This window comes from Leifsonia shinshuensis (genome assembly GCF_013410375.1).
Classification (GTDB): Bacteria; Actinomycetota; Actinomycetes; order Actinomycetales; family Microbacteriaceae; genus Leifsonia; species Leifsonia shinshuensis.
This window is the reverse complement of the sequence record NZ_JACCFL010000001.1, coordinates 1,813,937-1,840,330: the sequence shown is the minus strand read 5'-3', so window position 1 is coordinate 1,840,330 and position 26,394 is coordinate 1,813,937. Positions and strand designations below refer to the sequence as shown.

Genomic DNA, 26,394 nt, shown 5'->3' with positions numbered 1-26,394 from the left:
CGGTCAGGCCGCGGGCGACTCCGCGGCGGCGCGCGCCTCGGCGAGCCCGGCGGCGAGCGGCGTCGTCGGGCGGCCGATGAGCTCGGCGAGCGTCCCGGGCGCGTCGGCGAGGGCTCCGTCGCGGATGTTGCCGTCGAGGGCGACCACGAATCCGGCCGTGCCCTCGTCGAGCCCGGCCTCGCGCAGGGCGGAGCCGTGCTCCTCCGGGGTCACCGAACGGTAGACGACCGGAGTCCCGAGCAGCTCGCCGACGGCGGCCGCGAGGTCGTCGAACGTCCACGCGACATCACCGGCGAGCTCGTAGACCGCGCCGTCGTGGCCGTCGGTCGTGAGCACGACCGCCGCGGCCTCCGCGTAGTCCTTGCGGGAGGCGCTGGCGACCCGTCCGTCCGCCGCACTGCCGACGAGCTCACCGGTGGCGGCGGCGGCGTCGACCTGCCCGACGTAGTTCTCGGTGTACCAGTTGTTGCGCAGCACGGTCACCGGGAGGCCGGAGTTCGCGAGCAGCCGCTCGGTCTCGGCGTGCTCCGGGGCGAGGATCAGGTCGGTGTCGTCGGCGTGCGGCGCGCTCGTGTAGACGAGGCGGCCGACGCCGGCACGCACGGCCGCGTCGATGGCGTTGCGGTGCTGCGGGATGCGCTGCCCGACCTCCGAGCCGGAGACCAGCAGGAGGGCGTCGGCTCCCGCAAACGCCGTGTCCAGAGTCTCGGGCTTCTCGAAGTCGATCACGGCGGTCTGCACGCCGCGCTCGGCCAGCGGTGCGAGCCGCTCGGCGCTGCGCCCGAGGGCGCGGATGTCGGACGCGGGCACTCCGCGATCGAGGAGGGCGTCCACGGTGAGACGTCCGAGGTGTCCGGTGGCTCCGGTGACGACGATGGTCATGGGGGTGTTCCTTTCGGTCGGTCGTCGTTCCCAACCCCTCTCCCCTCACGAAACTTCCCTGCCGGAGGTACCCACTTTTCGGTAAGTTACTGACGTGGACACCAGATTCGAGTCGTTCGAGGCCCTCGGCTTCACTGACGGCGTGCTCCCCTCCGAGTGCCCGTCGCGCATCGTGCTCAACCACGTCACCAGCACCTGGGGCGTGCTGGTGCTGGTCGCGCTCGCCCGCAGCGACCTGCGCTGGGGCGAACTCCGCCGCACCGTGCAGGGCATCAGCGAGAAGATGCTCGCGCAGACGCTCCGCACCCTGGAGAAGGACGGCTTCGTCCTGCGCACCGCGCAGCCCACCGTGCCGCCGCGCGTCGACTACAGCCTCACCACCCGCGGCCGCCAGGTCACCGAGCACCTGCTCCCCCTGATGGGCTGGATCGCCGACAACGCCGACGACATCCTCTCGGGCGCCCCGCCCGCGCCGGCCGCCCCGCTCGGCTTCGACACCGGTCACGGCTCGGTCAGCGGCGACTACCGCGAGGGCAACGAGGACTCCCTCTACGCGTCCGCCTGGTCGGCATTCGTCGCGGACGGCGTGGGCGGCCACGCCGCCGGCGAGATCGCCTCCGCGACGGTCGCGATCCGCCTCGCGTCGATGCTGGACGCGACGGAGGGCCGCGTCCCCGGCGAGGAGCGGCTGCGGGAGCTGGTCGCGATCGCGAACTCCGACCTCGCCCTCCGCGTCCGGATGGACCCGGCGCTGTCCGGCATGGCGACCACACTGGTGGGCGTCTTCTCCGACGGCGAGCGCATCGCCGTGGCGCACACCGGCGACTCCCGCGCCTACCGGTTGCGGGACGGCGTCCTCGCGCAGATCACCGAGGACGACTCGCTCGTGCGCGAGCTGCTCGCCACCGGCGCGATCGGCGAGGGCGACGTCGCCTCGCATCCCCTGCGGTCGGTGGTCACCCACGTGCTCGGCGGCGACGCGGAGGACGCGGCGGCCCTGCATGTGGCGTCAGAGCCGGCGCGCCGCGGCGACCGCTGGCTGCTGACCAGCGACGGCCTGACGGACTACGTGCCGATCCTCGACGTGACCGAGACCCTGGCCGCAGCGGCGACGCCACAGGAGGCCGCGGACGCGCTGGTCGCGCTGGCGCTGCTGCACCAGGCGCGCGACAACATCTCGGTGGTCGTCGCCGACGTGGTGGAGCTCGCAGAGGCGCCGGTCTACCGCCCGACGTTCGGCGGCTCGGCGGCGTCCGACCCGGCGTCGGCGCGAACGCTCTAGAGCCTCAGCTCCCCGACCGGCCGCCGAGCGCGCGGGCGTCCTGCTTGCCGCTGATGTCCTTGCGCAGCTCCTTCGGCAGCGAGAACATCAGGTCTTCCTCCGCCGTCTTGACCTCCTGCACCTCGCCGTAGCCGGCGCCGGAGAGCTCGGCGAGCACCTCCTGCACCAGCACCTCGGGCACGGAGGCGCCGCTGGTCACGCCGACAGTCGCGACGCCGGCCAGCCACTCCTGCCGGATCTCGCTGGCGTAGTCCACGCGGTAGGCGGCCTTGGCGCCGTACTCCAGCGCGACCTCCACCAGGCGCACCGAGTTGGAGGAGTTGGCCGAGCCGACCACGATCACCAGGTCGGCGTCCTCCGCCACCTTCTTGATCGCGACCTGGCGGTTCTGCGTCGCGTAGCAGATGTCGTCGCTCGGCGGGTCCTGGAGGTTCGGGAAGCGCTCGCGGAGCCGGCGGACCGTCTCCATCGTCTCGTCCACGGACAGCGTGGTCTGCGACAGCCAGACCACCTTGTCGGGGTCCTTGACCTCGATGCGGTCCACGTCGTCCGGGCCGTTCACCAGCGTCACGTGCTCGGGAGCCTCGCCGGCGGTGCCCTCGACCTCCTCGTGGCCCTCGTGGCCAATCAGCAGGATCTCGAAGTCGTCGCGGGCGAAGCGGACGGCCTCGCGGTGCACCTTGGTGACCAGCGGGCAGGTGGCGTCGATGGCGAGCAGGCCGCGGTCCGCCGCCGCGTTCACGACCGCGGGCGAGACGCCGTGGGCCGAGAACACGACGTGCGCGCCCGTCGGCACCTCGTCGACCTCGTCAACGAAGATCGCGCCCTGCTGCTCCAGCTCGGACACCACGTGCACGTTGTGCACGATCTGCTTGCGCACGTAGACCGGAGCGCCGTAGTGCTCCAGCGCCTTCTCGACCGCAACGACTGCGCGGTCGACGCCGGCGCAGTAGCCGCGCGGGGCCGCCAGCAGCACGCGCTTGTGTCCCTGGACCGGGATATCCTGAAGCCGCCCGCGCTCGCCGGCCTCCCGTCTGACGGGGATCCGGGGCATGGGGAGGCTGATGGTCGCATCGCTCACCCCTCGATCGTACGCGGTGGGCGCTGATCAACGGATGGGAGGCCGGGTGGCACAGGTCGCTGGCGGTACGTCGAGCAGTCCAGCGGCGACGGGCACGCCGACCATGAACCCGGGACCGCCGACCCTCGACGCCCCGTGGCCGGTCGCGCTGCTCGCCGACCGCATCCGCGGCTGGATCGACCGGCTCGGCACCGCCTGGGTCGAGGGCGAGATCACGCAGTGGGGCGTGTCCGGCGGCAACGTCTACGGCAAGCTGAAGGACCTCCGCGAGGACGCCACGATCAGCTTCAGCATCTGGTCGTCGGTGAAGGCGCGCATCCCCGCCGACCTCAAACAGGGCGACCGGGTGATCGCCGCGGTGAAGCCCAACTACTGGGTCAAGGGCGGCAGCCTCACCATGCAGGTGAGCGACATGCGGCACGTCGGCCTCGGCGACCTCCTGGAGCGGCTGGAGCGGCTGCGCGCCCAGCTCGCGGCCGAGGGCCTGTTCGCGGCCGAGCGCAAGAAGCGGCTGCCGTTCCTCCCGCACACCATCGGACTCGTCACCGGCAAGGACTCCGACGCGGAGAAGGACGTGCTGCGCAACGCGCAGCTGCGCTGGCCGCAGGTGCGGTTCCGCGTCGTCCACGCGGCGGTGCAAGGCGACCGGACGGTCCCGGAGGTCGTCTCGGCCATCCGCACCCTCGACGCCGACCCCGAGGTGGAGGTCATCATCGTGGCGCGCGGCGGCGGCGACTTCCAGAACCTGCTCGGCTTCAGCGACGAGCGCGTCGTGCGCGCCGCCGCGGAGGCCGCGACCCCCATCGTGAGCGCCATCGGCCACGAGGCCGACCGCCCGCTGCTGGACGACGTCGCGGACCTGCGCGCCTCCACGCCGACCGACGCCGCCAAGCGCGTCGTCCCGGACGTCGCGGAGGAGCTGGCGCGCGTGCAGCAGGCCCGCACCCGGATCGGCACCCGGCTGACGCACATGATCACGCACGAGATCGACCGGATCGGGCACCTCCGCACCCGCCCGGTGCTGGCGTCCTCGACCTGGATCGTCGACTCCCGGGCACAGGAGCTCATGCGCTACGTGGCCCGCGGCGTGGAGCTGGTGGAGCGCAGGGCCGACCGCGAGAGCACGCGCGTCGCCGAGCTGCGCGGCCAGCTGCGCGCGCTCTCGCCGCAGGCGACGCTCGACCGGGGCTACGCGATCGTGCAGAACGAGGCGGGGCATGTGGTGACGTCGCCGGCGGAGGCGCCCGCGGGATCGGCCGTGCGGGTGACCGTGGCGGGAGGCGCGTTCGCCGCCACGGCGGGCGATCCGCTCCCCTCGCCCGCCGACCCCGATCCGGCGCCCTCCCGGGACGAATAAGACCAGCGAGGCAAATAGAATGGACACCATGCCCACCCCGGAGATCAGTGCGCTCAGCTACGAGGAGGCGCGGGACGAGCTCGTCCGCGTCGTCACCGAGCTCGAGCAGGGCTCCACCACGCTGGAGGAGTCCATCGCGCTGTGGGAGCGCGGCGAGGCGCTCGCCCGCTACTGCGAGGAGTGGCTGATCGGCGCGAAGGCGCGGCTCGACGCCGCCCGCGCCGGAGCGACGGCAGGCGCACGGAGCGTGTCAGAAACCGAATGAGCGCCAAGATCAAGCCTCCTGCTGTCGTCGCCGAGCTCGGCCGCCCGGAGACGCCGGAGGAGACCGCCGCGCGCAAGGCGCAGAACTCCGCCAACCACCGCAACCGGCAGACGGTGAACAACCTCGTGTACTCGCTGATCGCGACGGTCGCGCTGGTGGCGGTCATCGTGCTGATCGTGCCGCGCGGAAACCCGACCTCCACGGCGCCCGCGGTCGACTACGCCGCCGTCGCCCAGCAGGCGCAGGGCAGCGAGCCGGACCGGCTCCTGGTGCCGCGGCTGCCCTCCGGCTGGAAGTCGAACAGCGCCGAGCTGCGCACCAAGACCGCCGACGGCGTCGACGCCTGGTACATCGGGCTGCTCACGCCCAAGGGCCAGTACATCGGCGTGACGCAGGGCTTCAACGCCAACGACAGCTGGGTCTCCGACCAGGTGAACCGCACCAGGATCGCCGGCACCCGCGAGATCGACGGCGTGAAGTGGGACGTTTACGACAACCGCGCCTCCTCCGACGCCGGCAACGTGAAGTACGCCCTCGTGACAAGCGCCGGGAAGAGCACCGTGGTCGTCTTCGGCACCGCCGAGGACGCCGAGTTCACCACCGTCGCCTCGTCCCTCGCCGACCAGCTCCACTCCCTCGGCTCACCCACCCCAGGAGGAAAGTAGATGCCCACGACCCGTCCCGGCCGCGTCTGGAGAGAACTGCTGGCAGGCAACGAGCGCTTCGTCACCGGAACGCCCCAGCACCCCCGTCAGGACGTCGAGCGCCGGGAGTCCGTCGCGCAGGGCCAGCACCCGGTCGCCGCGATCTTCGGCTGCGCGGACTCGCGGCTCGCGGCCGAGATCATCTTCGACCTCGGCCTCGGCGACGCCTTCGTGGTCCGCAACGCCGGGCAGGTCGCCTCCGACTCCGCGATCGCCTCGCTGGAGTACGCCGTCGCCGTGCTGAACGTGCCGCTCATCCTGGTGCTCGGCCACGACGCCTGCGGCGCGGTCGCGTCCGCCATCGACTCCCAGGCCGACGGAGCCGACCCGCTGCCGCCGCACATCGCGCAGCTGATCGCGCCGATCGTGCCCGCGGTGCACCAGGTCGCCGGCACCGCGCCCGGTCAGGCCGTCGTGCCCGCCGAGGTCGACGCCGCCGAGGTCGGCCGCCTGCACCTGCGCGACACCGTCGCGGAGATTCTCGCGCGATCGGAGATCATCAGCGACGCCGTCGCCGCCAATCTCCTCGCCATCGTCGGAGCGAACTACGTGCTCCAGGAAGGTCGGGTCGTCCCCGACGCCGTCGTCGGTCTGGCCGAACCGGCCGCCGACCCAACACCCGGACGCTGACGCGGCCGGGCCCAGAAAGGAAGAACACACCGTGGTGGACACGCAGGCGGGCACCGAGTACCGCATCGAGCACGACACGATGGGCGAGGTGCGGGTCCCCGCAGCCGCCCTCTACGGCGCGCAGACGCAGCGCGCCGTCGAGAACTTCCCGATCTCGGGATCGGTTCTCGAGCCGGCTCAGATCGCCGCGCTCGCCCGCATCAAGAAGTCGGCGGCGCTCGCGAACGCGCGCCTCGGCGTGCTGGACGCGGACGTCGCCGAGGCGATCGCCGCCGCCGCGGACGAGGTCGTCAGCGGCGCGCACAACGGGGACTTCCCGATCGACGTCTACCAGACCGGCTCCGGCACCTCCTCGAACATGAACATGAACGAGGTGCTCGCGACGCTCGCCTCGCGCCGCCTCGGCCGTCCGGTGCACCCGAACGACCACGTCAACGCCTCGCAGTCGTCCAACGACGTCTTCCCGACCTCGGTGCACATCGCCGTCACCGGCGCGCTCATCGACGACCTCATCCCGGCGCTCGACCACCTCGCGGTCGCGCTCGAGGAGAAGGCCGAGCTCTGGGCGACCGCGGTCAAGTCGGGCCGCACGCACCTCATGGACGCCACCCCGGTCACGCTCGGCCAGGAGTTCGGCGGCTACGCCGCGCAGATCCGCTACGGCATCGAGCGCGTCCAGGCCGCGCTGACCCGCGTCGCGGAGGTCCCGCTCGGCGGCACCGCCGTCGGCACCGGCATCAACACCCCGCTCGGCTTCCCGCAGCTCGTGATCGAGCTGCTGACCGCCGAGACCGAGCTGCCGATCACCGAGGCGCGCAACCACTTCGAGGCTCAGGCCAACCGCGACGGCCTGGTGGAGGCCTCCGGCGCGCTCCGCACGATCGCCGTCAGCCTGACCAAGATCTGCAACGACCTGCGCTGGATGGGCTCCGGCCCCAACACCGGCCTCGGCGAGCTGCACATCCCCGACCTGCAGCCGGGCTCCTCGATCATGCCGGGCAAGGTCAACCCGGTGATCCCGGAGGCCGTCCTGATGGTCGCCGCCCGGGTCATCGGCAACGACGCCACCATCGCGTGGAGCGGCGCCTCCGGCCTGTTCGAGCTGAACGTCGCCATCCCGGTCATGGGCACCGCGCTGCTGGAGTCGATCCGCCTGCTCACCCAGGCCAGCCGGGTGCTCGCGGACAAGACCATCGCGGGCCTGGAGGCCAACCTCGACCGCGCCCGCGCGTTCGCGGAGTCGAGCCCGTCGATCGTGACCCCGCTCAACCGCGTGATCGGCTACGAGGCCGCCGCCAAGGTCGCCAAGCACGCCGTCGCCCAGGGCATGACCGTGCGGGAGGCCGTGATCGACCTCGGCTTCGTGGAGCGCGGCGAGATCACCGAGGAGCAGCTGGACTCGGCGCTCGACGTGCTGAGCATGACCCACCCGGGCTGAGCCGTCCCGCTCCCCGACGTTCGATCGAGGCGCCCCTCCCGCACCGCCGGGAGGGGCGCCTCGCCGTCTCCGAGGCGGTCACCCCAGCAGCACGAACCCCCAGAAGGTCCCCAGGAGGACCGGGCCGAACGGCAGCTCCGCGCGCAACGGCCGCCCCGGCGCGCGACTGCGGAACGCCGCCGACGCCAGCACAGCGCCGCCCACGAACGTCACGATCACCCAGCTCCCGACGACGACCACGATGTCGCTCAGCGGCGGCCCCCGGTCCGCCACCACCGCGGCCAGCGCCGCAGCGAGCACCGCCGCCAGCTTGACGTCGCCCATCCCGAGCCCGCCGCCCGAGGCGAGCACAGCGAACCCGACCAGCGCTCCCAGTCCGCACAGCACGGCGGCCGCCGCGCCCGTCCACCCGGAGTCGCCGCGCAGCGAGCCCCACACGGCCCCCAGCACCGCGAACCACGCCCCCGGCAGCACGAGCGCGTCCGGCAGTCGCAGCTCGCGCAGGTCGTGCTCCACCAGCGCCGCCGTCACCGCGGCGACGTACAACGCTCCGATCGCGGCCGGCCCGGCGCCGCGTGCCCCCAGCAGCGCGACGGCCAGACCGGCCGCGACGACGATCCGGATCGTTGTTCCCCCCATGCCCTCACGCTAGGCGCGAGGTTCTGGCGGAATCAGAATTCCACAGAGAATACGAGAATCCCGAAATTCTCCCCAGCGGGCCCGGTTCTTTCGCCTGCGGGCTCACCCTCAGGCGAGCTCGTTGCCCTCCAGCATCTCCGTCACGAGCGCGGCGATCGCCGACCGCTCCGAGCGCGTCAGCGTGACGTGCGCGAACAGCGGGTGCCCCTTGAGCGTCTCGATCACCGAGGCCACGCCGTCATGCCGGCCCACGCGGAGGTTGTCGCGCTGCGCCACATCGTGGGTCAGCACCACCCGCGAGTTCTGCCCGACACGGCTGAGCACCGTGAGCAGCACGTTCCGCTCCAGCGACTGGGCCTCGTCCACGATCACGAACGCGTCGTGCAGCGAGCGGCCGCGGATGTGCGTGAGCGGCAGCACCTCGAGGATGCCGCGGTCCTGCACCTCGTCCAGCACGTTCTGCGACACCAGCGCGCCGAGGGTGTCGAACACCGCCTGGCCCCAGGGGTTCATCTTCTCGCCCTGGTCGCCCGGCAGGTAGCCCAGCTCCTGGCCGCCGACCGCGTAGAGCGGGCGGAACACCATGATCTTCTTGTGCTGCTGGCGCTCCAGCACGGCCTCCAGACCCGCGCAGAGCGCGAGCGCCGACTTGCCGGTGCCGGCGCGGCCGCCGAGCGACAGGATGCCGATCTCCGGGTCGAGCAGGAGGTCGATCGCCAGCCGCTGCTCCGCCGAGCGGCCGTGCAGCCCGAACACGTCGCGGTCGCCGCGCACCAGCTTCACCTCGCCGTCGGCGACGACGCGTCCGAGCGCCGAGCCGCGGTCGGAGTGCATGATCAGGCCCGTGTTGACGGGGAGGCCGTCGACGAGCGGCGTGCGCATCCACTCCTCCTCGTAGAGCGAGCTCATCTGGTCGCTGCCGAGGGAGATCTCCGCGAGGCCCGTCCAGCCGCTGTCGACCACCTGCTCGTGCCGGTACTCCTCCGCCGCGAGGCCGATCGACGACGCCTTGACGCGCATCGGGAGGTCCTTGGAGACGACCGTGACCGCCAGCCCGTCGTTCGCGAGGTTCATCGCCACGGCGAGGATGCGGGAGTCGTTGTCGCCGAGCTGCATGCCGCTCGGCAGCACCGACATGTTGGAGTGGTTCAGCTCCACGCGGAGCGAGCCGCCGTCCCCGACCGGGATCGGGAAGTCGAGCCGTTCGTGCTGGACGCGCAGGTCGTCCAGATTGCGCAGCGCCTGCCGCGCGAAGTACCCGATCTCGGGATCGTTGCGCTTCCCCTCCAGCTCGCTCACGACGACGACAGGGATGACGACAGCGTGTTCGGCGAACCGGAAGATCGCCTTGGGGTCGGACAGCAGCACCGAGGTGTCGAGCACATACGTGCGCTCGCTCTGCCGGATGGTGCTGGATGCCGACTCGAACTGCCGGGTTCCTGATTCAGCCACGACCACTCCCACCCCGCCGCTCCGCTTCCGCAGGAGCCGGCGGATCATTGGCGAGCCGGCCAGTTGGTCTCGAAACGAACTTATGTGGCCGTCTCGATCGGGCGCCGTGCCCGATGAGTCGAACGTACGCCGGACGGCCGACACCCGGGGCACGGAGGGCCGCGTGTCGTGTTTCGTTCAGGTGAACTTCACCCCCAGTTATGGGAGGCGCGGGATCAGGCCGCCGAGGCGTACGAGGTGAAGGCGGCGCGCAGCATGTCCAGCGTCTCCTCCGTCGTCCCGGCGTGCACGCTCAGGCGCACGCTGGTCGTGCGCACCCGGGCGGACACCCCGTGGTTGAAGAGGGAGGCCGCGAGCACGGTGAGCTGCTCAGGCAGCGGCTCCAGCACGACGATCCCGGCGCGCTCGGCGGCGTTGCGGGAGGAGGTGACGGGCACCGCGAACTCGTCGGCGAGGTCGATGACGCGCTCGGCGACGTCCGAGATCGCCGTGGCGATCTCCGGGACGCCGACCGCGGCGATCTCCTCCAGCGCGGCGGCGAAGCGCGCCTCGCCCACCGGGTCCGCGTTCGACACGGTGAAGGCGGACGCCCCCTTCGCCGGGTCGAGCACCTCGTCCCAGCTCTCGCCCGCGCCGGTGCCGACCCAGCCGCTGAAGACCGGAGTCAGGTGCTCGATCGCGCGCTCGCTGAGCGCGATGAAGCCCGTGCCCCAGCCCGCCCTCGTCCACTTCTGGCCGCCGGAGACGACGACGTCCGCCACCTCGTACGGCGCGTCGGTCACGCCGAAGCCCTGGATGGCGTCCACGATCAGGAGCCGGTCGCCGATCACCTGGCGGATGCCGTCGATGTCGGCGAGGTACCCGGTCCGCGAGTCGACCAGGCTTACCATCACCGCGGTCGTGGAGTCGGTGAGCTGCTCCTTGAGCTGCGCCGGGGTGACCCGGCCGTGGTCGGTCTCCAGCCACACCGGCGTCACGACGCGCATGGCCTGCGCGGCGCGGACGGCGGCGTAGGTGACGCTCGGGAACTCGGCGCGCGAGAGCAGCACGTCGCCGCCGGTGAGCCCGAACGCGGCGTGCATGAGGCCGGTGGAAGCGTTCGGCTGGAAGGCGATCTGCTCGGCCGGGAAGCCGGTCAGCGCGGAGATCGCGTCGCGCACGCGGCCGTTCTCGGCGTGCATCCGGTCGACGGTCCCGAAGCGCGCCTTGGCGAGCGCCTCGTACTGTCCGAGCGCCTCCGCGCGCACCGTCGCCGACAGCGGCCCGACGCGCCCGTAGTCCAGGTACCCCGGCTCCTCGCCGAACCCCGCGGCGAACTCCTCGATCGTCGTCATCGTGACCTCCGGGGACCATCCTGCCGTCGCAGCGGCCGAGTACGCGAATTCTCTGCGTACTCGGGCGTTTTCAGCGGATTTCGCGCGTACTCGGCGGCTCGGCAGCCGCGAAGGTCAGGAGCCGTAGCGGCGCTGGCGGCGGGAGTAGTCGCGCATCGCGCGCAGGAAGTCGACCTCGCGCAGGTCCGGGCCGAGAGCCTCCACGAAGTAGAACTCGCTGTGCGCGCTCTGCCACAGCATGAAGTCGCTCAGCCGCTGCTCCCCCGAGGTGCGGATGACGAGGTCCGGGTCGGGCTGGCCGCCGGTGTAGAGGTGGGCGCCGATCAGGTCGGGGGTGAGGAGGTCGGCGAGCGTCTCCAGGCTGCCGCCCTCCGCCGAGTGCGCCGCGACGATGCTGCGCATCGCGTCGGTGATCTCCTTGCGGCCGCCGTAGCCGACCGCGAGGTTGATGTGCATGCCCTTCTTGTCGGCCGTGCGCTTCTCGGCATCCGCCAGGGAGCCGACCAGCCGCTCCGGGAGGCCGGCGGTCGAGCCGACGTGCTTGACCCGCCAGTCCCGGTAGCGGGAGAGGTCGTCCGCCAGCTCGGCGATGATCTCGATCAGGTCGGAGAGCTCGGAGCTCGGCCGGTTGGTCAGGTTGTCCGACGACAGCAGGTAGAGCGTCACCACCTCGATGCCGAGGTCGTCGCACCACTCCAGGAACTCGCGCATCTTGGCCGCGCCCGCCCGGTGGCCGTGCGCGACCGTCGTCATGCCGGCCTGCCTGGCCCACCGCCGGTTGCCGTCGATGATCATCGCGACGTGGCGCGGCAGCGACCCGGGGCCGACGCCGGCGAGGTCGCGCCGCAGCCGCTTCTGGTAGAGGCCGTAGAGCAGCCCGTTGGCCGTGTCCGAACTCCGTCTGCTCACGCAGCTACGTTAGCGCGCCCGAACGGCCGGGTTCCCAGCATCCGGCCACCCGTCTCCCCTACTCTTGCTCCATGACGCCGCGAAACGCCCCCGAGCCCGAGGACGTCGCCGAGCTGCTCGCCGAGCCGATCGCCGATCTCCCGCCCTCCGACGCCGCGGTCAAGACGGACGACTCGCGCGGCCCGCTGCTGCCGAACATCCCGCTGCTGGACGCGTCGCCCGCCCATCCGGCCGAGCTCAAGCCGACCTGGCGCGGCTGGATCCACGCCGGCACGTTCCCGGTGACGATCGCCGCCGGCATCGTGCTCATCTGCCTGGCGCACGGCGCGCCCGCCAAGTGGGCGTCCGCGGTCTTCATGCTCACCTCGATGCTGCTCTTCGGCAACTCCGCGCTCTACCACCGCTTCAACTGGCGGCCGCGCACCAAGGTCGTGCTCAAGCGCATCGACCACGCCAACATCTTCCTGCTGATCGCCGGCACCTACACGCCGCTCGCCGTGCTCGCCCTCCCGCCGCAGAAGGGCATCCTGCTGCTCTGCATCGTGTGGGGCGGCGCGCTGCTCGGCATCGGTTTCCGGGTGTTCTGGATCACGGCGCCGCGGTGGCTGTACGTGCCGATCTACCTGCTGCTCGGCTGGGCGGCGATGATGTACATCGTCGACCTGGTGAACGCCAACGTGGCCATGATGGTCCTGGTCTGCGTCGGCGGCGTGCTCTACACGATCGGCGCGGTCATCTACGGCATCAAGAAGCCGAACCCGGTCCCCGGGGTGTTCGGCTTCCACGAGATCTTCCACACCCTGACGGTGCTGGCGTTCCTCTGCCACTGGACGGCCACGCTGCTGATCGCGCTGCACCCCGCGTACAACGGCTGACGCCGGGGACCATAACGGCTGACACCCTAAGCGTGCGGCCGCGGGGCGTCAGTCCTTGGCGTCGCCGTCCGCGCCGTCCTGCGCCGCGTCGCGCTGCTCGGCGTCCAGCTTCTGCGCGATCTCCTCGCGGTAGCGGAGCCGGCGGATGCGGCGGGTCATGTCCAGGATCAGCAGCACCGCCGCGATCGCGATCAGGAAGGTGACCGTGAAGCCCACGACGCCGGGCGTGACGGCGTCGTCGCTCGGGCCGGAGGTCGGCGAGGGCGTCGGGGTGGCGGCGAGCCAGATCCCCGCCTGCAGCAGCAGCCCGCCCATCACACGGCCGCCACGGACACGGCGGACAGGTCGTTCTGACGCATGGGGATCATCGCTTTCGGATCGGCTGGTGCGGGAGGCGCGAAGCGCGATTCACAGCTTCGTCTCCTAGTCTTGTCTCAGCCTACCGTCGCCCCGACGGCGGGCCTGAACGTAGGCCCGGAGAGGCGGACGGCGAGTAGATGGCACGCGTGACCGAGGCGACCTCCGAGACCCTCGAATCCCGCTACGGCCGCACCCCGAAGCGCCGCCGCCGCGACCGCTGGCTGCTGATCGGCGGCGCGCTCGGCGTCGTCGCGGTGGTGACCGCGTGGGTGTTCTGGGCCGGCTGGGACAACAACCAGGCCGACCTGGAGACCACGGACACCGCGTACGTGATCCCGGATGCACACCATGTGCGGATCACCTTCACCATCAACGCCCAGCCGGGAACCGGCGTCACCTGCGCCATCCAGGCGCTCAACCAGGACTACGCCATCGTGGGCTGGCGGATCGTGAGCTACCCCGGCTCGGATTCCCGGGTCTCGACGCACACCGAGACGATCCGGACCATCAGCCAGAGCAACACGGGTTTGATTAACACCTGCTGGCTGACCTAACATTCTCTGGATACGCCCCGGCCGAGGCCGGGGCGTCTACTTTACCCACCGGCACTGTTCCGATCGGCTCCGGCCGGTCATCAGCCGACGCGGCGTACGCCGCAGACGCGAAGGAGTTCATCATGTCCCAGGAGTCTCAGGTCACGTTTCTGACCCAGGACGCGTACGATCGGCTCTCGGCCGAACTCGAGGAGCTCAGCGTCAACGGCCGCAACGAGATCGCCAAGCGCATCGAGGCGGCCCGCGAAGAGGGCGACCTCAAGGAGAACGGCGGCTACCACGCCGCGAAGGACGAGCAGGGCAAGATCGAGGCCCGCATCGTGCAGCTGACCAACCTGCTGCGCAGCGCCACCGTCGGCGAGGCGCCCCAGAGCCACGGCGTCGTGGAGCCCGGCACCGTCATCACCGCGACCATCGCGGGCGACGAGAGCGTCTTCCTGATCGGCAACCGCGAGATCGCCGCCGGCACCGAACTCCCCGTCTACAGCGAGCAGAGCCCGCTCGGCTCCGCCATCCTCGGCCTCAAGGTCGGCGACAAGACGGAGTACACCGCCCCGAACGGCCGCCAGATCGCCGTCGAGATCACCAAGGTGGACACCTACACGGGCCAGTAACCGCCGAGTACGCGAAAATTCAGCCTGGAACCGCCGAGTACGCAGACTTTCTGCGGACTCGGCGGTTTCTCATTCCTCTTCGAGGACCGGGTCGTAGCCGGCCGAGCGCAGCACCTGGATGACCTGCTGCCGGTGCTCCGTGCCGCGCGTCTCCACCGAGACGACGAGCTCCACCTGGCTGAGCTGCAGGCCGTTGCCGTGCCGCGTGTGCAGCACCTCCACCACGTTGGCGTTGACGCCGGCGAGGATCTCGGCGATGCGGGCGAGCTGCCCGGGCCGGTCCGGGAGCATGATCGAGAGCCGCAGGTAGCGGTCGGAGGCCGCGAGGCCGTGCGCGATGACGCGCTGCATGAGCAGCGGGTCGATGTTGCCGCCGGAGAGGATCGCCACGACGGGTCCGGGCTCCGCGCCATTCTCGGGCGCGGGGATGAGCCCGGCGAGGATCGCCGCGACGCCGACCGCGCCGGCGGGCTCGACGACCAGCTTCGCGCGCTCCAGGAGCACCAGCAGGGCGCGGGCGATGTCGTCCTCGGTGACCGTCACCACGGCGTCCACCGCGTCGCGGATGATCTCGAAGTTGAGGGCGCCCGGCTTGCTGACGGCGATGCCGTCGGCGATGGTCGCGACCAGGCCGATCTCGGTGGGCTCGCCGGCCGCGAGCGACGCCGGGTAGGCGGCGGCGTTGGCCGCCTGCACGCCGATCACGCGGATGGTGCGCCCCTCCTGCGCGGCGCGCTGCTTGACCGCGCTCGCGACGCCGGAGATGAGCCCGCCGCCGCCGATCGGCACGACGATGGTCTCGACCCCCGGCACCTCGTCCAGGATCTCGAGCCCGAGGGTGCCCTGCCCGGCGATGACGTCCCGGTGGTCGAACGGCGGGATGAGCACGGCGCCGGTCTCCGCCGCGAAGTCGGCCGCGGCGCGCAGCGTCTCGTCCACGATGCTGCCGCTCAGCACCACGTCGGCGCCGTAGGCGCGCGTGGCCTGGAACTTGGGGATGGCGACGCCGACCGGCATGAAGATGGTGGCGTGGATGCCGAGCTCGCGCGCGGCGAACGCGACGCCCTGCGCGTGGTTCCCCGCCGAGGCGGCGACGACGCCGCGCGCCCGCTCCTCGGCCGTCAGCTTGGACAGCCGGTGATAGGCGCCGCGGATCTTGTAGGAGCCGGTGCGCTGGAGGTTCTCGCACTTGAGGATGACCGGCGCGCCGAGCACGTCGGTGAGGTAGCGGGAGGTCTCCAGCGGTGTGGGCTGCGCGACCCGGGCCACGATCGCGCGCGCGGCCTCGATCTCGTCGAGGCCGGGGCCTGCGAACGGGGTGCGCGTCGGATCGGTCGCGGTATCCACTCGCACAGCCTACTCGTGGTCATATACCGCTGAATGTATGCGACGGGTGCTACCGGGGGCGCCCCGGCCGGGGCCGCGGGACCGTCTCCCAGATCGCGCCCTCCGGGGCCGCGGTGGCCTCCGGCGGCCGCGACCGCCACGCGCCGGACGACACGTAGTGCACCATCACGTTGAGCACGGCGACGAACGGCACGGCGAACAGGGCGCCGGGGATGCCGGCCAGCAGCGAGCCTGCGGCGACCGCCAGCACGACGGCGAGCGGGTGCACCTTGACCGCGGTGCCCATGATCAGCGGCTGCAGCACGTGCCCCTCGATCTGCTGCACGAGCAGGACGACGCCGAGCATGATGAGCGCGAACACCCAGCCCTTGAAGACGAGCGCCACGAAGACGGCGAGCGCGCCGGTGATGACCGCGCCGACGATCGGGATGAACGACCCGAGGAAGACCAGGACCGCGATCGGGATGACCAGCGGCAGGCCGAGGAAGAAGGCGCCCAGCCCGATGCCGAGCGCGTCGATGGAGGCGACGAGCACCTGCACCTTGGCGAAGTTGCGGAGGGTCAGCCAGCCGGCCTGGCCCGCGCCGTCGACGGCCGCCCGGGCGTTCTTCGGGAAGATCCGGACGATCCAGCCCCAGATGCTGCGGCCGTCGATGAGGATGAACAGCACGCTGAACACGGTAAGCAGCGCCCCGGTGAGCACGTGGCCCAGCGTGGAGCCGATCGAGAGGGCGCCGGAGATGTAGACCTGGCTGTCCTGCTGCAGCGATGACCACAGCGACTGGAACGCGCCGTCGATCTGGTCCTTCGTGAGCCCGAGCGGCCCGGTCGTCAGCCAGCGCCGGAGCTCGTCGAAGGCGGCGACGGACTGCGTCTGGAGCTCGTGGCTCTCCCTGGTGACCTGCCAGATGGCGAGGTAGAACAGGCCGCCGACGACCACGACGAGGGTGAGCAGCGTCGTGACGATCGCCAGCCAGCGCGGCCAGCGGCGCCGCACGAGGAGGTCCTTGAACGGGACCAGCAGGGCGGCGAGCAGCACGGCGATCAGCACGGGGACGACGATGAGCCGGAGCTGGACGATCAGGAAGATCGCGACGGCGATGACGGCGCCGATCACGAGCAGCCGCCACGACCACGCCCCCGCGAGGCGCACGCCGCGGGGCAGCGACGCGTCGACCGGCTCCACCGGAGCGGGAAGGTCCCGCCTGCGGGACAGGAAGCGCGCCCGGGCAGGCGGGACGGACGGGTTCTGAGGTGCGGGAGCGTCGCTCTCTGCCATGCCCGCCAGTCTAGGTGCGCGATCGCGCCGATCCTGTGGAATCGCTCAGGAAACGTCCGCGGCCCGGGTGGCCCGGCGGGCGGCGGGGTCGCGGGGCCCTAGCCTGGGGCGGATCACCATGACTGCACCATCGCTCGACTCCCCCGCGCCCGCAGGCCCCGCCGCCGACACCTCCGCCGACGCGTCCTCCGGGCGCCCGGGACGCCGCATCCTCGTCCGTCTCCCGGCCGCCTTCCGGCCGCCGTCACGGCACGGCGCCATGCTGGTCGCGGTCGTCGTCTTCCTCGTCGTCTTCGGCCTCCTGATGGTGCTCTCGTCGTCGTCCATCGAGTCGCACTCGGACGGCAACGGGTTCTTCGGGCGGTTCTGGTCGCAGTGGATCTTCTGCGGCGTGGGCCTCGCCGCGCTGCTGCTGGTGCCGCTGCTGTCGCGCCGCGTCATCCAGCGGGCGGCGGTGGTCCTGCTCCTGGCGGCGTGCGTGCTGCAGCTGCTGGCGATCACGACGCCGCTCGGCGTGCAGATCGGCGACAACACCAACTGGATCCGGCTCGGCCCGATCACCGGCCAGCCGTCGGAGGGCATCAAGCTCGGCCTGGCCGTCTGGCTCGGGACCGCGCTCGGCGCGCGCGGCGTGGACCCCTCGAACGGCCGCACCCTCGCCATGCGGACGCTTCCCGTCGTCGTCCCGGCGCTGCTCTTAGTGCAGCTCGGCGGCGACCTCGGCACGACCGTCGTCATGGCCGCCTTCACGCTCGGCGCCTGCTACTTCGCGGGGGCGCGCCTGCGCTACCTGGGCCTCGCGCTCGGCGTCGTCGCGGTCGCGGCGCTGCTGCTCGCGCTGTCGAGCGAGACGCGCCGCGGCCGCGTCTTCGCGTTCTTCGGCGGCACGAGCTCCGTCAACCCGGACGTGGACTGGCAGGTGAAGAACGCGCACTACGCGCTCGCCTCCGGCCGGCTCTTCGGCGTCGGGCTCGGGAACTCGCACGCCAAGTGGTCGTGGCTCCCCTCGGCGGACACCGACTTCATCTTCGCGGTGATCGGCGAGGAGCTCGGGCTGATCGGCGCCGCGCTGGTGCTCGGGCTGTTCGCGCTGCTCGGCCTGATCCTGATCGCCATCGTGCGCGCGGCCGCCGACCCGGTCGTCCGGATCACCACCGGGACCGTGCTGGTCTGGCTGGTGTTCCAGGCCTTCGTGAACATCGCCGTCGTACTCGGCCTGCTGCCGGTGCTGGGCGTTCCGCTCCCGTTCATCTCCGCGGGCGGGACGGCGATGGTGGCGTCCCTCGCGGCCACCGGCGTCGTGCTGTCGTTCACCCGGCAGGAACGACCGGAGCGCGCCGTCCGCGGGCCGCGCGCTCCGGTCGGCGCCTAGCTGTACCTGGACGCAGACGACCCGCTCAGGGCTCGAACACGAGCGGCGGGTACTCGATGGAGGTCGAGAACCACTGCCACCCCGGACCGGCCGACGTCTGCTGGATCGAGGCGTAGGTCACCTGGTTGGGCGGGACGTTCTGCAGGCCGACCGAGACCGAGACGTTGCCGTTCACAGTCCGGGCGCCGGCGCCGGAGACCGTCCCCGCGCCCGCGTAGCCGCCCACCGTGAGCGACACCGGGCCGCTCGTGGCGATGAGGAACTCGACGACGTAGCTCGCGACCGTGGTCGCGCCGTACGCGCCCGGATCGAAGTGGACGGAGACGCCGGGGCCGCCGGACGGGACCGGACGGAAGCTGAACGACGCGTAGGGCGTCCCGGTGGTGTCGGTCTGCAGGATGTCCGACGCGATCAGGGTCAGGTTGGTGCGGCCCTTGCCGACCGTGTGCGTCGGGCTGATGGTGTCGATGGGGAAGAAGAAGGGCGGCCAGTGCAGGATGTCGCCCGGTCGGATCCGAGTGAGCAGTTCGCTCGGCGAGAGGGTCTTCACGAATGTTGAGGGGTCGATGGCGTCCGAGTACTCGGCGTCCGCCCCCGGGACGATGCCAGACATGAGGATTACTCTACTGACGCCGTCCCGGGTGCGCGACCGTGCCCGCACGGATTCGGAGGGCTGCTACGCCCGTGCCCTCCCGCGCTCGGTCAGCGGCTCATCGGCCGACGCCGGAGGATCACGACGATGGCCGCGCCCGCGACAGCGAGGAACACCGCCGAGCCGGCGAGCGCACCGACCCAGGCGCTGTCCGAGCCGGTCGCGGCGAGCCCACCGGCCGTCTCCGTCCCGGCCGGCTGCGGGTCCCCGGCCGGCTGCGGGTCCCCGGCCGATCCGCTCGGCTCGGGGGCGAGAGTGACGATGTCGTCCGCCTCCTCCTCGGGTTCGAGCTCCTCGTCCGCCATCGGCACGACGTGCACGACGATCGAGCGCTGGACGGCCTGCAGCCCCTGCTGATCCTGTGCGGTGAGAACCAGGATGTAGTCGCCGAGTGCGGTGGGAGTCCAGTCGAACGAGGCGGTCGCCGGGTTGCCGGGCACGGGGTCGAACACCGCGCCCGCCGGCAGCTGGAGGATGCCGGGGGTCACGATGTCGCCGGGATCCGGGTCGGACGCCTGGATGCTGAACGAGACGGGGAACCCGAGAGAGACTGTGATCTCCGCGCCGTCCGCGGGTGTGGGGGCCTCGAAGACCGGCGCCGCGTTGCTCACCTCGCCGGAGAGCCGGATGAAGAAGTCGATGGGCAGGGAGGCCACGAGCGCCCCGTCCACATACTCTTCGATGACGACCTGCGTCGAGTAGAACGAGAACCCGGTGGCATTCACGCGCGCTCTCGCGGTGTCCCACGTGTAGACCCCGGTGACGGGGTCGATCTCCGCCGCCGTGGACGCGTAGGGAGGACCCGGCTGCGAGACGATGCCCGACTCCGCCGTCGTCGCCAGCCGATAACGGAGCTCCGATCCGGCTGTCCCGCCGATGGCGGGGATGCGGAACGCGCAGACCGCCTCGATCGGGCAGTCGACGATCGGCGAGATCGCGCTGCTCGGACTGGCCTGCGCCTTCGCGAGATCGACCGTCGTCGTGAGGATGCTGTCACCGCCGGAGTTGTTGATGTGCGTGGGCGACAAAAGCCGGCAGCAGTCGGAGAACGTCACGGTGAACGGGCCTTCGGACGCGAACGAGTGCGTCAGCACGGCTTCCGCCGTCAGCACATTGTTGACCGGGTCCACCGTGCCCACGGTGAATGGGACACGTGCCTCACGTGCTCCGTCGCCGTAGTCGAGGGCTCCGGCGGAGATCGTCGACCCGGGGGCCGGATAGTTGAAGTAGCTCGCGCTCGTCGAGAGGCCCAGATGGAACATCACCGTGTTCCCCGTCGTGACGCGCCACTCGATCTGGTCGGCTCGGTAGTGCGAGGCCTGGGCGGTGTCGCTCGACGCCGCGATCCCGCCTGCGGCGAGGACGACGCCCGTGAGCGCGCCCACGGCGGAGAGGACGAGAGCGCGCAGGCCCCGACCTCCGGTTTTGGTGCTGACTGTCATGCGCTGATTTCTATGGACTCAGCCAGAAATCTCCAATTTCTGTTCTGAGGTTGCAGTGCGCATGGCCGTCAGGGAGCAGGGGCGACGGTGACCGGGGTACCGGACAGTGCGACGTGCACGCGCTCTCCGGGGGCCGTCACGACGCGTGCGGCGTGCTGGACCGCCAGCTCCGATCCGTCCTCCAGCCGCACGCGCGTGCGCCGCAGCGCGCCGAGGAAGCTGGTGGTGAGCACCTCCGCCGGCATCCCCTCCGCAGCGAGCAGCACGTCCTCCGGCCGCAGGTAGGCCGTCACCCGGCCGTCCGTGGCCGGTGCGGCGAGTGCGACGGTCTGGCCGAGCACCTGGAGCACGCCGCCCGCGACCGTCCCCGGCACGCGGTTGGTCAGCCCGACGAACTCCGCGACGAACGCGGTCGCCGGGCGGTGGTAGAGCTCCTCCGGCGTCCCGACCTGCTCGATCGCGCCCGCCCGCATCACCGCGACCCGGTCGGCGACGGCGAGCGCCTCCTCCTGGTCGTGCGTCACGAAGAACGTGGTGATGCCGAGCTCGGTCTGGATGCGGCGGATCTCCTCGCGGAGCTGCACGCGCACCTTGGCGTCGAGCGCCGAGAGCGGTTCGTCCAGCAGGAGGACGCGGGGCTCGGTGACCAGGGCGCGCGCCAGCGCCACGCGCTGCTGCTGACCGCCGGAGAGCTGGTGGGCGTAGCGGTCGGCGTGGTGGTCGAGCCCCACCAGTTCGAGCGCCTCGGCGGCGCGGCGACGCCGCTGCTCTGCCGGGACCTTGCGCATCCGCAGCCCGAACTCCACGTTCTGGCCCGACGTGAGGTGCGGGAACAGCGAGTAGGACTGGAACACCATCCCCAGGTCGCGCCGGTTGGTCGGCTCGTCGGTGACGTCGCGGCCGTCGATCAGGATGCGGCCGGAGTCCACCCGCTCCAGTCCGGCGAGCGAGCGCAGCGCCGTGGTCTTGCCGCAGCCGGACGGGCCGAGCAGGGCGATGAACTCCCCCGGGCTCGCCGCCAGCGAGAACCCGGCGAGGCCGGCGCCGCCGCCGTAGTCGCGCACGACGCCCTCCAGCTCGACGGTGGAGCCGACCCGGGAGGCGGCGGCGGGAGATTCGAGGACGGTCATGGAGTGCCTTTCACAGGACGCCGCACACGGCGGCGGGCGCCGACGACGCGGTCGACGACGACGAGGAGGACGAACGCGAACACCAGCGCCAGCAGGGCGAAGATGACCGCGACGAACGGATCGGACTGCGACACCAGCAGCAGCGAGGTCTGCAGGTTCACCCGGCTGAGCAGGGAGGCGATCGTGAACTCGCCCAGCACCACCGCGATGGAGAGCGCGGCGGCGGCGAGGATCCCGCGCCGCAGGTTCGGCGTCAGCACGCGCCAGAACACGGTGCCCCAGCCCGCGCCGAGCGACCGGGCGGCCTCGCTCAGCGTCACCAGGTCGACGGCGGCGACGTTGCTCTGGATGGCGCGGTAGGCGTACGGGAGCACGGTGATCCCGTAGGCGAACGCGAGCGTCCACGAGCCGGAGCCGAAGATCGAGGTCACGACGGCGTACGTCGGCGCCAGCCCGACCACCATCACGATCGCCGGGATCATGATCGGCAGCAGGCAGACGGCCTCCAGCAGGCGGCGCAGCCGGGCGAACCGCAGCTCCACCAGCACCATGGTCGGCAGCAGCACCAGCAGCACGATGGCCACCGTCACCGCGGCGAGCACGAGCGAGTTGCCGAGGCCCTGGTAGACGCGGTCGTAGCGGGTCGTCCCGCCGCCGAAGACGGCCGCCCAGCGGTCGAAGCTGTAGACGCCGGGTTTCGCGGTCCGCAGCGTGAACTCGAGCATCGAGAGCAGCGGGATGACGAAGAACGCGCCGAGGACCACCCAGATCACCGTGCGGACGACGGGGCCGGGCCCGAGCCGCAGCGGCTGCGCGCGCCGGCTCACCGCTGCCACCGCGCGGTCCGGCGCACGAGCGCCGAGTAGGCGAGCATGACGACGATCATGACCACGAGCATCCCGAGCGCCATCGAGCCGGCCAGGTTCGCCCGGCCGAGCACCGTCTCGGAGATGAGGGCCTGCCGGATCTGCAGCGAGACGATGTTGTTCGCCTGCCCGACCAGCGCGGCCGCGGTCGCGTACGACGAGAACGCGTTGGCGAACAGCAGTAGCAGGCTGCCGAGGAACGACGGCAGCAGGATGGGGCCGCCGACCCGCGTCCAGTACGTCCAGCGCGTGCCGCCGAGCGTGGCGGTCGCCTCCAGCCACTGCGGGCGCAGGCCCTCCAGCGCAGGCAGGAAGGTGATGACCATGAGCGGGATCTGGAAGTAGAGGTAGGGCAGGATCAGCCCGGGCACCGTGTAGAGCCAGACGCCGTTCGCGTAGATGTTCACGTGGAAGGTGTTGCGCAGCAGCACGGTCACCAGGCCCTGTGCGCCGATGGTCGCGATGAAGGCGAAGGCGAGCATGACGCCGCCGAACTGGGCGAGGACGCTGCTGGCGGAGTCCACGAGCGAACGGCCTGCGCCGCCCGACCGCCAGCCGACCATGGCGAAGCAGAGCGCGGCCCCGGCGATGGCGCCGACGATGGCGGTGACCGCCGAGAGCCAGAACGCGCCGAAGAAGGCGCCGGCGATGGCGGGCTCGGCGAGCCCGGTGAGGTTGGACCAGGTGAACCGGCCCTCGCCGTCCACGAAGCCGCTGCCCACCGCGATGAGCGTGGGGACGGCCAGGAAGACGACGACGTAGAGGGCGAACGGGGTGAGGCCGAGGGCGGCGGCGAAGCCGCGGCGCCGGCGCCGGCGACGGGAGGGCCGCCCGGCCGCCGACGACGGCTGCCGCCGGGAGTCGCTCGAGGCGATCCCGGCGGCAGCGTCGGCCGCTGGAGCGGCGACGGTATCGGTCATCAGCCGACCGCGTTGGCCCACTTGGAGTTGAGGAGCGTTCCCGCGTCCGTGGCCTGCTTGTCCGTCATGACGGCCACCTTCTCGAGCTTGCCCGGGAACTCCTTGGTGTCGAGCGTGCCGGCCTTCTCCATCGCGTCGACGCGCGCCGGGTAGGCGCCGCCCTTCAGCCACGCGTTCTGGGCGGCGTCGCTGTAGAGGTACTCCTCCCAGAGGCGGGCGGCCGCGGGGTGCGGGGCGTCCTTGTTGATGGCCTGGTTGTAGTAGCCGACGTACGCGGTGCCCGGGAGGACGACGTACTTCCAGTTCACGCCGCCCGACTTGATGGTGTCGGAGGTGGCGTAGCCCTTCTGGTTGAACGACCAGTCCAGCAGGACCGGGGTCTCGCCGGAGGCGATGGTGTTCGGCTTGCCGTCGGCGGCGTTCCAGTTGCCGGCCGCCTTCAGCTTAGTGAACCAGTCGATGCCCGGGGTCAGGTCGTCCAGCGTACCGCCGTTCTGCAGGTCGGCGTAGGCGACCGCGCCGGCGGCCGCAGCGGCCTGGGTCGGGTTGCCGTTGAGCGCGACGGCGCCCTTGAACTCGGGCTTCAGCAGGTCGGAGAACGCCTTCGGCGCGGTCTTGATCTTGTTCGCGTCGTAGCCGACGGACATGACGCCGTAGTAGCCGACCTTCCAGAGGCCATCCTTCTCCTTCTGCGCGGCCGGGATGTCGTTGAAGCCAGTCGGCTTGTACGGGGCGAAGTACTGCGTGTTCGCCAGCGCCACCGACGAGCCGATGTCGAAGGTGTCGGGAGCGGTGTCCTGGCCCTTCAGCTTCTTGGCCGCGTCGATCTCCTCCTGGCTGGACGCGCTGTCCTGGCTCGGGTTGATCGTGATGCCGTACTTCTTGGTGAAGCCGTCGAAGATCTCCTGGTAGTTCGCCCAGTCGCCGGGCGTCGCGATGATGTTGAGGCTGCCCTCCTTCTTCGCCGCGGCGACGAGAGCATCCATGCCGCCGGCGGAGGCGACATCGGTCGCGGTAGCGGCAGAGGTGCTCGCGGGGGTGCTGCCGGCGTCGGCGCCGCCGGAGCAGGCGGCGAGCGAGAGGGCCACGACGGTGGCCGCGGCGGCGAGTCCGGCGATGCGGGCGCGCGTGTTGATCACGGATTTCCTCCAGTGCGGGTTGTCGTCCGGGCGGTGCGACCCGGCTCGTCGCCACGCTAGGGAGGCCGGGATACGCGTGGCCCAGCGGGAGGTGACCATCCGGTGAACGAGCGGTGTCGGACCTTGCCGCTAAGGTCGATCCGTGGTCGAACAGCTCTCCCCCGCCCTCGCGCGCCGCATCGCGCTCGCCGCCCAGGGCTTCGGGCGCCCGCGCCCGGCGGTCGTCGGCACGCGGCAGCTGAACGCGCTCGTCGACCGGATCAACCTGCTCCAGATCGACTCGGTCAACGTGTTCGAGCGCAGCCACTACCTCCCCGCCTTCGCGCGCCTGGGAGCCTACGACCGTGCGCTGCTCGACCGGCTGACGTTCGACGCGCGCGGTCCGCACACCGAGTACTGGGCGCACGAGGCCGCGTTCATCCGCAAAGAGGACTGGTCGCTGTTCGGCTGGCGGATGCGCCGGTACCGGGAGCGCTACGCCACCGGCAACGCCTGGTTCGCCGCCCACGAGACCACACTGTCCTGGCTGCGCAGCGAACTCGCCGCCAAGGGCCCGCTGGCCGCGAGCGAGATCGAGCACGACGCCAACCGGCGCTCCGGGCCCTGGTGGGGCTGGTCGGAGGTGAAGCGCGCGCTGGAGCGGATGTTCCTGTTCGGGGAGGTCGCCATCGCGGGCCGCACGCGCTTCCAGCGCCGCTACGGGCTGGTGGAGGACGTCCTGCCCGCCAGCGTGCTCGACCGTACGGTGGACGACGCGGACGCCATCCGGGAGCTGATGCGCCGCTCGGTGGCCGCCCACGGCATCGGGACGCTCCGGGACTTCGCCGACTACTACCGGCTGAAGGGCCCCGCGGTGGCTGTGGCGATGGAGGAGCTGGCCGAGGCGGGCGAGGTCGTCCCGGTCGAGGTGAAGGGCTGGACCGGCGCCGGCGACCGGCCGGTGAAGGCGTGGCTGCACCGCGACGCGCGCAGGCCGCGCAGCATCGAGGCCGCCGCGCTGCTGTCGCCGTTCGACCCCGTCGTCTGGTTCCGCGACCGGGCGCTGCGGATGTTCGGCTTCCACTACCGCATCGAGATCTACACACCCGCCCCGCAGCGGGTCTACGGCTACTACTCGCTGCCGATCCTGCTGGACGACGAGCTCGTCGGGCGGATCGACCTCAAGAGCGACCGCCAGAACGGGGTGCTGCGCGTGCAGTCCGCCTGGACCGAGGACGGCGACGGCGGCCGGGTCGCCGAACGCCTGGTCCCGCTGCTCGGCGAGACGTCGGCCTGGCAGGGTCTCGGCGGCGTGGAGGTCGCGGAGGGCGCGCGCGGCGACCTCGCGCCGATGCTCGCCGCCGAACTCGCCGTGGCGGCGCCCACGGCCGGCTGAGTTCGTCTCTCGCGGCGACGCCGGGTGCGGGGGTAAGGTGCGGGGCATGAGTTCACCGCTGGAGTACCTGGACGCCGACGGGGCCGACGAGGCCGACTACGAACAGCCCATGCGCGAGCTCTTCGCCTACCGCGACGGCGAACGCTGGCTCGACGGCATCGTCACGGGGGTGAAACGCGGAGCCGACGGCCGCGCGCACGTGCAGTTCGACAACCGGATCTGGGTGACCACCGACGATGTCCGCGAGTCCAGCCACTACATCGCGGTCCTGCTGAACCCCGACTCCTCGGTCTACGCCGAGGTCATCACCGGCTACCGCGACGGCGCCCCCGCCGACCTGATCCGCGACATCGACGTGGTCGACGGCGCCAACAACGCCGGCACTGAGTGGCGCCCGCTCGACGAGCCCGCCGTCGGCACCCGCGTCCGCTACCGCTACACCGGCACCGCCGAACTGGAGGCCGCCGAGGCGTAGCCCGCCCGCGCACATTCGTGA

The 26,394-nt window shown here is 71.5% G+C and carries 27 protein-coding genes and 1 pseudogene; 13 read left to right on the top strand and 15 right to left on the bottom strand.

From position 1 onward, the window contains the following. Nucleotides 1-3 precede the first annotated feature (3 nt). Nucleotides 4-882, bottom strand: a complete 879-nt coding sequence (locus HNR13_RS09000; protein ID WP_179605435.1) for an SDR family oxidoreductase — start codon at nt 880-882, stop codon at nt 4-6. 94 nt (nt 883-976) lie between these two features. Between HNR13_RS09000 and HNR13_RS21560 the strand changes: the two are divergent. Both HNR13_RS21560 and HNR13_RS08990 read left to right on the top strand, forming a co-directional pair. Next, a pseudogene (locus HNR13_RS21560) lies at nt 977-1,339 on the top strand (winged helix-turn-helix transcriptional regulator); the annotation flags it as partial. After that, nucleotides 1,331-2,164, top strand: a complete 834-nt coding sequence (locus tag HNR13_RS08990; protein ID WP_343063662.1) for a PP2C family protein-serine/threonine phosphatase — start codon at nt 1,331-1,333, stop codon at nt 2,162-2,164. The pseudogene HNR13_RS21560 and the gene HNR13_RS08990, both read left to right, overlap by 9 nt. A gap of 4 nt (nt 2,165-2,168) precedes the next feature. Here HNR13_RS08990 and HNR13_RS08985 read toward each other — a convergent pair whose 3' ends face one another. Continuing rightward, nucleotides 2,169-3,218 (bottom strand): 4-hydroxy-3-methylbut-2-enyl diphosphate reductase, encoded by a 1,050-nt coding sequence (locus HNR13_RS08985; RefSeq protein ID WP_179609285.1) that lies wholly within the window; start codon nt 3,216-3,218, stop codon nt 2,169-2,171. A 130-nt stretch (nt 3,219-3,348) separates the two neighbouring features. Between HNR13_RS08985 and xseA the strand changes: the two genes are divergently transcribed. The 5 genes from xseA to HNR13_RS08960 are packed head-to-tail and all read left to right on the top strand — an operon-like array spanning nt 3,349 to nt 7,639. Further along, nucleotides 3,349-4,602: an exodeoxyribonuclease VII large subunit gene (xseA, locus tag HNR13_RS08980; protein ID WP_179609283.1), complete on the top strand. Its 1,254-nt coding sequence runs from the start codon at nt 3,349-3,351 to the stop codon at nt 4,600-4,602. Nucleotides 4,603-4,621: 19 nt separating this feature from the next. Continuing rightward, a complete protein-coding gene (locus tag HNR13_RS08975; RefSeq protein WP_179605434.1) occupies nt 4,622-4,867 on the top strand; it encodes an exodeoxyribonuclease VII small subunit in 246 nt (81 codons plus the stop codon). Further along, on the top strand, nt 4,864-5,532 hold the full coding sequence (locus HNR13_RS08970; protein ID WP_179605433.1) for a DUF4245 domain-containing protein: 669 nt from the start codon (nt 4,864-4,866) through the stop codon (nt 5,530-5,532). The genes HNR13_RS08975 and HNR13_RS08970 overlap by 4 nt, the downstream gene beginning before the upstream one ends. Continuing rightward, nucleotides 5,533-6,201 (top strand): carbonic anhydrase, encoded by a 669-nt coding sequence (locus tag HNR13_RS08965; RefSeq protein ID WP_179605432.1) that lies wholly within the window; start codon nt 5,533-5,535, stop codon nt 6,199-6,201. A 31-nt stretch (nt 6,202-6,232) separates the two neighbouring features. Continuing rightward, nucleotides 6,233-7,639 carry an aspartate ammonia-lyase gene (locus HNR13_RS08960; RefSeq protein WP_179605431.1) on the top strand — a complete coding sequence of 469 codons (1,407 nt, stop codon included), beginning with the start codon at nt 6,233-6,235 and terminating at the stop codon, nt 7,637-7,639. Nucleotides 7,640-7,717: 78 nt separating this feature from the next. On the opposite strand, the gene HNR13_RS08955 is transcribed toward HNR13_RS08960, so the two are convergent. The 4 genes from HNR13_RS08955 to HNR13_RS08940 form a co-directional block, all read right to left on the bottom strand. After that, nucleotides 7,718-8,278, bottom strand: a complete 561-nt coding sequence (locus HNR13_RS08955; RefSeq protein ID WP_179605430.1) for a prepilin peptidase — start codon at nt 8,276-8,278, stop codon at nt 7,718-7,720. A gap of 108 nt (nt 8,279-8,386) precedes the next feature. Continuing rightward, nucleotides 8,387-9,736 (bottom strand): RNA 5'-3' helicase PhoH2, encoded by a 1,350-nt coding sequence (gene phoH2, locus HNR13_RS08950; protein ID WP_343063513.1) that lies wholly within the window; start codon nt 9,734-9,736, stop codon nt 8,387-8,389. 209 nt (nt 9,737-9,945) lie between these two features. Beyond that, on the bottom strand, nt 9,946-11,064 hold the full coding sequence (locus HNR13_RS08945; RefSeq protein WP_179605429.1) for an aminotransferase class V-fold PLP-dependent enzyme: 1,119 nt from the start codon (nt 11,062-11,064) through the stop codon (nt 9,946-9,948). A gap of 114 nt (nt 11,065-11,178) precedes the next feature. Beyond that, nucleotides 11,179-11,973, bottom strand: a complete 795-nt coding sequence (locus tag HNR13_RS08940; RefSeq protein WP_179605428.1) for an isoprenyl transferase — start codon at nt 11,971-11,973, stop codon at nt 11,179-11,181. 71 nt (nt 11,974-12,044) lie between these two features. Between HNR13_RS08940 and trhA the strand changes: the two genes are divergently transcribed. Continuing rightward, a complete protein-coding gene (trhA, locus tag HNR13_RS08935) occupies nt 12,045-12,848 on the top strand; it encodes a PAQR family membrane homeostasis protein TrhA (protein ID WP_179605427.1) in 804 nt (267 codons plus the stop codon). Nucleotides 12,849-12,896: 48 nt separating this feature from the next. On the opposite strand, the gene HNR13_RS08930 is transcribed toward trhA, so the two are convergent. Beyond that, complete coding sequence (locus tag HNR13_RS08930; protein ID WP_179605426.1) at nt 12,897-13,163, bottom strand: hypothetical protein; 267 nt, start codon at nt 13,161-13,163, stop codon at nt 12,897-12,899. 191 nt (nt 13,164-13,354) lie between these two features. Here HNR13_RS08930 and HNR13_RS08925 point away from each other — a divergent pair, with 191 nt between their 5' ends. Together HNR13_RS08925 and greA are read left to right on the top strand one after the other, a co-directional pair. Further along, complete coding sequence (locus HNR13_RS08925) at nt 13,355-13,762, top strand: DUF4307 domain-containing protein (protein ID WP_343063512.1); 408 nt, start codon at nt 13,355-13,357, stop codon at nt 13,760-13,762. A 122-nt stretch (nt 13,763-13,884) separates the two neighbouring features. Beyond that, nucleotides 13,885-14,376, top strand: coding sequence for a transcription elongation factor GreA (gene greA, locus HNR13_RS08920; protein ID WP_179605424.1), 492 nt, complete (start codon nt 13,885-13,887; stop codon nt 14,374-14,376). 69 nt (nt 14,377-14,445) lie between these two features. Here the strand turns inward: greA and ilvA are convergent, their stop codons facing one another. Next, nucleotides 14,446-15,723: a threonine ammonia-lyase gene (gene ilvA, locus HNR13_RS08915; protein WP_179605423.1), complete on the bottom strand. Its 1,278-nt coding sequence runs from the start codon at nt 15,721-15,723 to the stop codon at nt 14,446-14,448. A 49-nt stretch (nt 15,724-15,772) separates the two neighbouring features. Next, nucleotides 15,773-17,002 (bottom strand): AI-2E family transporter, encoded by a 1,230-nt coding sequence (locus tag HNR13_RS08910; protein WP_179605422.1) that lies wholly within the window; start codon nt 17,000-17,002, stop codon nt 15,773-15,775. Between the two features lie 118 nt (nt 17,003-17,120). Between HNR13_RS08910 and HNR13_RS08905 the strand changes: the two genes are divergently transcribed. Further along, nucleotides 17,121-18,374 (top strand): peptidoglycan glycosyltransferase FtsW, encoded by a 1,254-nt coding sequence (locus tag HNR13_RS08905; protein ID WP_179605421.1) that lies wholly within the window; start codon nt 17,121-17,123, stop codon nt 18,372-18,374. A gap of 25 nt (nt 18,375-18,399) precedes the next feature. On the opposite strand, the gene HNR13_RS08900 is transcribed toward HNR13_RS08905, so the two are convergent. From HNR13_RS08900 to HNR13_RS08875, 6 genes are all read right to left on the bottom strand, one after another. Continuing rightward, nucleotides 18,400-18,987: a hypothetical protein gene (locus HNR13_RS08900; RefSeq protein ID WP_179605420.1), complete on the bottom strand. Its 588-nt coding sequence runs from the start codon at nt 18,985-18,987 to the stop codon at nt 18,400-18,402. Nucleotides 18,988-19,076: 89 nt separating this feature from the next. Then, nucleotides 19,077-20,468, bottom strand: a complete 1,392-nt coding sequence (locus HNR13_RS08895; protein WP_179605419.1) for a hypothetical protein — start codon at nt 20,466-20,468, stop codon at nt 19,077-19,079. Nucleotides 20,469-20,536: 68 nt separating this feature from the next. After that, nucleotides 20,537-21,598 (bottom strand): ABC transporter ATP-binding protein, encoded by a 1,062-nt coding sequence (locus HNR13_RS08890; protein ID WP_179605418.1) that lies wholly within the window; start codon nt 21,596-21,598, stop codon nt 20,537-20,539. After that, complete coding sequence (locus HNR13_RS08885) at nt 21,595-22,434, bottom strand: ABC transporter permease subunit (RefSeq protein WP_179605417.1); 840 nt, start codon at nt 22,432-22,434, stop codon at nt 21,595-21,597. Before HNR13_RS08885 ends, HNR13_RS08890 begins: the two co-directional genes overlap by 4 nt. Further along, nucleotides 22,422-23,405: an ABC transporter permease gene (locus HNR13_RS08880; protein ID WP_179605416.1), complete on the bottom strand. Its 984-nt coding sequence runs from the start codon at nt 23,403-23,405 to the stop codon at nt 22,422-22,424. Before HNR13_RS08880 ends, HNR13_RS08885 begins: the two co-directional genes overlap by 13 nt. Further along, on the bottom strand, nt 23,384-24,523 hold the full coding sequence (locus HNR13_RS08875; protein WP_179605415.1) for an ABC transporter substrate-binding protein: 1,140 nt from the start codon (nt 24,521-24,523) through the stop codon (nt 23,384-23,386). The genes HNR13_RS08880 and HNR13_RS08875 overlap by 22 nt, the downstream gene beginning before the upstream one ends. Before the next feature lie 142 nt (nt 24,524-24,665). Here HNR13_RS08875 and HNR13_RS08870 point away from each other — a divergent pair, with 142 nt between their 5' ends. Both HNR13_RS08870 and HNR13_RS08865 read left to right on the top strand, forming a co-directional pair. Then, nucleotides 24,666-25,898 (top strand): DNA glycosylase AlkZ-like family protein, encoded by a 1,233-nt coding sequence (locus HNR13_RS08870; protein ID WP_179605414.1) that lies wholly within the window; start codon nt 24,666-24,668, stop codon nt 25,896-25,898. Between the two features lie 46 nt (nt 25,899-25,944). Beyond that, nucleotides 25,945-26,373, top strand: coding sequence for a hypothetical protein (locus HNR13_RS08865; protein WP_179605413.1), 429 nt, complete (start codon nt 25,945-25,947; stop codon nt 26,371-26,373). Nucleotides 26,374-26,394: the final 21 nt, after the last annotated feature.

Coding starts and splice junctions, on each gene's coding strand:
- HNR13_RS08895 (WP_179605419.1), bottom strand. CDS start 20,468: ATGACAGTCAGCACCAAAACCGGAGGTCGGGGCCTGCGCGCTCTCGTC.
- HNR13_RS08985 (WP_179609285.1), bottom strand. CDS start 3,218: ATGCCCCGGATCCCCGTCAGACGGGAGGCCGGCGAGCGCGGGCGGCTT.
- HNR13_RS08865 (WP_179605413.1), top strand. CDS start 25,945: ATGAGTTCACCGCTGGAGTACCTGGACGCCGACGGGGCCGACGAGGCC.
- HNR13_RS08955 (WP_179605430.1), bottom strand. CDS start 8,278: ATGGGGGGAACAACGATCCGGATCGTCGTCGCGGCCGGTCTGGCCGTC.
- HNR13_RS08890 (WP_179605418.1), bottom strand. CDS start 21,598: ATGACCGTCCTCGAATCTCCCGCCGCCGCCTCCCGGGTCGGCTCCACC.
- trhA (WP_179605427.1), top strand. CDS start 12,045: ATGACGCCGCGAAACGCCCCCGAGCCCGAGGACGTCGCCGAGCTGCTC.
- HNR13_RS08975 (WP_179605434.1), top strand. CDS start 4,622: ATGGACACCATGCCCACCCCGGAGATCAGTGCGCTCAGCTACGAGGAG.
- HNR13_RS08970 (WP_179605433.1), top strand. CDS start 4,864: ATGAGCGCCAAGATCAAGCCTCCTGCTGTCGTCGCCGAGCTCGGCCGC.
- HNR13_RS08900 (WP_179605420.1), bottom strand. CDS start 18,987: ATGTCTGGCATCGTCCCGGGGGCGGACGCCGAGTACTCGGACGCCATC.
- HNR13_RS08910 (WP_179605422.1), bottom strand. CDS start 17,002: ATGGCAGAGAGCGACGCTCCCGCACCTCAGAACCCGTCCGTCCCGCCT.
- HNR13_RS09000 (WP_179605435.1), bottom strand. CDS start 882: ATGACCATCGTCGTCACCGGAGCCACCGGACACCTCGGACGTCTCACC.
- xseA (WP_179609283.1), top strand. CDS start 3,349: ATGAACCCGGGACCGCCGACCCTCGACGCCCCGTGGCCGGTCGCGCTG.
- HNR13_RS08930 (WP_179605426.1), bottom strand. CDS start 13,163: ATGGGCGGGCTGCTGCTGCAGGCGGGGATCTGGCTCGCCGCCACCCCG.
- HNR13_RS08945 (WP_179605429.1), bottom strand. CDS start 11,064: ATGACGACGATCGAGGAGTTCGCCGCGGGGTTCGGCGAGGAGCCGGGG.
- HNR13_RS08965 (WP_179605432.1), top strand. CDS start 5,533: ATGCCCACGACCCGTCCCGGCCGCGTCTGGAGAGAACTGCTGGCAGGC.
- HNR13_RS08905 (WP_179605421.1), top strand. CDS start 17,121: ATGACTGCACCATCGCTCGACTCCCCCGCGCCCGCAGGCCCCGCCGCC.
- greA (WP_179605424.1), top strand. CDS start 13,885: ATGTCCCAGGAGTCTCAGGTCACGTTTCTGACCCAGGACGCGTACGAT.